This window comes from Halomonas sp. OfavH-34-E (assembly GCF_024124525.1).
Classification (GTDB): domain Bacteria; phylum Pseudomonadota; class Gammaproteobacteria; order Pseudomonadales; family Halomonadaceae; genus Halomonas; species Halomonas litopenaei.
Map to the genome: position 1 here is coordinate 1 of NZ_JAMXRY010000108.1, position 3,682 is coordinate 3,682.

Annotated in this window: 6 protein-coding genes; all 6 read right to left on the reverse strand. The window is 67.6% G+C overall.

Going from position 1 to position 3,682, the window contains the following annotated elements; genetic code table 11:
• The coding region (locus tag NH448_RS23240) for a DNA cytosine methyltransferase (protein WP_253029570.1) at positions 1-1,238 on the reverse strand (1,238 nt) is incomplete at its 3' end.
• Complete coding sequence (locus NH448_RS23245) at positions 1,231-1,434, reverse strand: hypothetical protein (RefSeq protein WP_253029571.1); 204 nt, start codon at positions 1,432-1,434, stop codon at positions 1,231-1,233. The genes NH448_RS23245 and NH448_RS23240, both read right to left, overlap by 8 nt.
• A gap of 136 nt (positions 1,435-1,570) precedes the next feature.
• Complete coding sequence (locus NH448_RS23250; protein WP_253029572.1) at positions 1,571-1,750, reverse strand: hypothetical protein; 180 nt, start codon at positions 1,748-1,750, stop codon at positions 1,571-1,573.
• A complete protein-coding gene (locus NH448_RS23255) occupies positions 1,747-1,995 on the reverse strand; it encodes a hypothetical protein (RefSeq protein WP_253029573.1) in 249 nt (82 codons plus the stop codon). Before NH448_RS23255 ends, NH448_RS23250 begins: the two co-directional genes overlap by 4 nt.
• A complete protein-coding gene (locus tag NH448_RS23260; RefSeq protein WP_253029574.1) occupies positions 1,992-2,450 on the reverse strand; it encodes a hypothetical protein in 459 nt (152 codons plus the stop codon). The genes NH448_RS23255 and NH448_RS23260 overlap by 4 nt, the downstream gene beginning before the upstream one ends.
• Complete coding sequence (locus tag NH448_RS23265; protein ID WP_253029575.1) at positions 2,447-3,535, reverse strand: hypothetical protein; 1,089 nt, start codon at positions 3,533-3,535, stop codon at positions 2,447-2,449. Before NH448_RS23265 ends, NH448_RS23260 begins: the two co-directional genes overlap by 4 nt.
• Positions 3,536-3,682 lie beyond the last annotated feature (147 nt).

Consider the following 3,682-nt stretch of genomic DNA (forward strand, 5'->3'; position numbering starts at 1 on the left):
CCGCGGCGCAGTCCCGGGCGGGGGTCGGCGACGGCGAAGGCCCCTTGCCCCGTGGTGCTGCCGGCGATAACGGTGCTTGCGGCGCGGTCGAATGCAGTCACCTGGTATTTCCCGGCGAAGGCGCTGCCTGCCCGGCGCGGGTCGGCGACCGCGAACGCCCCTTGGCCCGGCGACTTCTGGCTGGTGATGGCGCCGGTGGTGTCGCGCCATCTCCTGACGCCATAGGCCTGGCCATCCTTCCACTTGGCCGATTGGTTGAACCGTGGGTCGGCCACGGAGAACTTGCCGTTCCCGGGGCGGCTGGCACCAGCCACGGTGCCGGCCGCCTCCTGCCAGTCGTTCACGCCCAGATAGCCGTTGTTCCGCCCCTCGGGCATCAGCAGATAGTCGCGGAGGTGGCCGTCTTCGACTGCCAGCCGGTTGAGCGACCGCCAGTCGCTGCCGGCCTCCACGAAGGCGAGCCTGACCCACGTCTTCCACTGCAGTCGCGGGACGCGGTGCATCGCCCCGGCCAGCTCGTCGCCGGGCAGCGGCATGTCGCCCAGCACGTCGCCGACGGCGCGTAGCGGCCGCTTCACCGGCTCGTACAAGAAGGGCGGGACCTTATCGGCATGGCGGGCGACCAGCAGGAAGCGTTTCCGGGACTGGGCCAGATGCCCGATCTCGCCGCAGTCGTGCGTGGTTTCCGCAACGTGGTAGCCGTAGTGCTCGAGCATGGCCACGATGCGGTCGAGCAGCGGCCGGCCGCGGTTGGCGATGCGCGGCACGTTCTCGAAGATGATCAGCTCTGGCGGGTCGTCGGCGAACGCTTCCAGGGTCAGCCACATGCCGCGAAGCGTCAGGCGGTTGAGCGCCTGGTACCGGGGCGTGGTGCTGCGCGACTGCGACAGCAGGCCGCTGAACCCCTTGCATGGCGCGCTCAGGAAGACGATGTTCGGCGCCTCGCCGCCGGCCGCCGCCTGAATGTCGGCGGGCGTAGCCTCTCGCCAGCCGGCGGGCGGCTCCACGCCGTGGAAAGTGCGGTACTGGTCGCGATCAAACATGTCGAGCACGGTGCCCGGGGCGCCGGCCAGACGCTGGAAGTCGGCGATGGCGGCGGCATCGACGTCGACGCCGCCGATGCAGCGGAAGCGCGCCTCCATGTTGCCGACGCGCGCGTGCCCGCGGTTGAAGCCCTTGGCGCCGCCGCCCAGCCCGCAGAACAGGTGGAAGTGTCGAATCTCGTGCCGCTCAATCATTCGTGCCGTCCTCCAGGTTGGCCTTGATCCAGTCCATCTCGCCGTCGTAGCCGGCGTCCTGAAGCACCACCGCGCCATCGGGGTCGCGGATGATGCGGTGGTGGCCGCCGCTCCCGCGGCGCGGGATGCGCTCGACCTGGTAGCCGTGCTTGGCCCAGAGGCCATTGGGGCTTTCGGGATGCGGCTGTCTGGTCATGACAGCCAGGCCTTGATTTGCTGGGCGGCGAGGGCGCTGGCTTGGGCGGCCCGGTGCCAGGCCTCGAACACGGTGTCGATGTCGTGCATGTCGGTCTCCTCGAGCATGAAAAAGGCCACCGCGGTGGGGTGGCCTGTCAGAAGTGGTTGAGCCGCCTGGCGCGTCGTCGCGCGCGGCGTTTGGCGGCGTGTCGCCGGTGGCGTTTCACGCTGCCGTACTTGGGCTTGGGCGGCGCCTTGTGGCGTGGAATCTCGATGCCGGCCCATGTCCGGGCCTTGGTGCCGAGCATGGCGGCGAGGCTGGTCAGCAGGTTCAAGCCGCGCCCTCCTCGCCGGCCGGGTGTCCGGCGCATGAGCCGTCCGGGCGCTGGTTGTCACACTTGCCGGCGGCCAGCACCGTCTTGCCCATCAACTGCATCTGGCGGAGCTCGTCGCGCGCCGCCTGGACGCCATCCGGATGGGTGACCACCTCGCCGAGCTTCTTGTCGCTGTAGCCCAGCAGAACGCGCAGCGGGATATGGATGTGGTAGGTGGTCAGGTCGCCGTGTCTGAGCTGCTTCATGCCGCCTCCTGGTCGTCGGGCTTGGCCGCCTTGCCGCAGAAGGGGCAGAAGTTGGCGGTGACGAAGGTGTCGATCTTCTGGCGCTTCATGCCCTTGGTCGGATCCTTCTTCGGGACCCAGACCTCGCCCTGGTAGCCGATCATGAGCGGCGACGACATCTGGTTGCCGGTCAGGGTGAAGCCATAGCCCTGGAGCGTGGCGCTGAAGTCCTTGAAGCCCTCGGGGAGCTTCGCCTTGACGTGCTCGGCCAGCTTCTCGGCGACCTTCGTTTGGCAATCGCACTGCATGGTGTCCTCCAGAAACAGGAAGCCCCGCGGCAGGGCGGGGCAGGGTGGATGATAGGGCTGCCTGTGCGGCAGGCAAGTAGAGCCCCGCGCGTGCGGGGAACGGGAGATCGCCGGCCTGGGGCGCAACTGCGAGACCGATTCATCCCCGCGCGTGCGGGGAGCGATCATGCCGCCTTCGCCTGCTCGCCCGCCAGCGGCACGATCAGGCTCAGATGATCTTCCATGCTACCGTCGCCGGGGCGAAAGTGCCCCAGTTCCTCCCAGGTGAACTTGCCGGCCTGGTTTGCATCGGTTGTGTAGCCGCAGGCGCCGGGGCGGTGGTAGGCGTCGTGCCCCTTGTGCCAGATGAGGTAGAGCGGCTCCTCGGGCGGGAATAGGATGTTCTTCAGAGTCTCGGCGCGCCGGAAGTCCATTGCCTTGACGGCCCGGGATAGCTCGCCTTCGAGGCGTCTCCGACGCAGGCCATCGTTTCGCTTTCGCCGCAGGTCGCCCGGGCTGTCGACGTAGAGAGCGAAACTGGCCTCATTGGTGACGCCGTACTTGCCGGTAACCACCCACCACATGTTGTTGATGTTGTAGTAGGCGGTGCCGACGCACATGCGGCCCTTCCGATCCGCGAAGTAGACGCGCTGGCCGTGCTCGATCAGCTTTCCATCGGCCGACTTCCTGTTGACGTCGCTGATCGCGTAAGCGCTGGTGTCGCCCTTGAAATGCCAGCTGGTACGCCAGCATTCCTCGACCCACTCCATTGCTGTCATCGCCCCGGGACCGCGCTTCGCAGTGCGCCCGTCACGCGGCTTGTGGTTGAACTCGTAGCCGGCGAAGACGTTGCATAGGTAGGCGCGCAGTCGGCGGCGGGTGCGCTCCATCTCCAGCCAAAGTAGATAGGGCATCCGCTTTTCTTTATCGAAGTCGTAGCGCCCGCCGTTGGGATTCTCGACGCTGGCGACGTCCTGCCACATCTCGAACTTGATGCAGCGACCGGTGACTTCGAGTCGACCCTGCAGGTCGCCCTTTCGGCAGTAGCGGTAACCTTCGGCGAAGCGCCGGCCGTACCGCTCGACCATGTCCGCCGGCACCTCCGTCTGCCAGCCAATCCGGCGAAGCTGCTGGGCAATGCGAAGGAAGACATCCTTCTTGAACTGGCGCTCCCATGCCTGCCACTGAAGCGGGCCCTGACGCTCCGGTTCCTCCCAGACGTTCAGGCTGGCATCGCCGAAGCTCACGGTGCCGTTTCGATCAATCGTTGGCATGCTGCCTCCTTGATAGCTGCCCGGGTCAGCCCCCGGCGATATTCGGGAACCGGGCGAACGGGATCTCGTCGTCGAAGTCGCTGAAGCCGCCCCCGCCCCCGCCTCCGCCTTGCGGGGCCTGGCTGGGCGGCGGGGCGCCGTAGCCGG

What these genes read in the sequence shown, in the direction of transcription:
- NH448_RS23245 (WP_253029571.1), bottom strand. Translation starts at nt 1,434, where the DNA reads ATGACCAGACAGCCGCATCCCGAAAGCCCCAATGGCCTCTGGGCCAAG.
- NH448_RS23255 (WP_253029573.1), bottom strand. Translation starts at nt 1,995, where the DNA reads ATGAAGCAGCTCAGACACGGCGACCTGACCACCTACCACATCCATATC.
- NH448_RS23260 (WP_253029574.1), bottom strand. Translation starts at nt 2,450, where the DNA reads ATGATCGCTCCCCGCACGCGCGGGGATGAATCGGTCTCGCAGTTGCGC.
- NH448_RS23265 (WP_253029575.1), bottom strand. Translation starts at nt 3,535, where the DNA reads ATGCCAACGATTGATCGAAACGGCACCGTGAGCTTCGGCGATGCCAGC.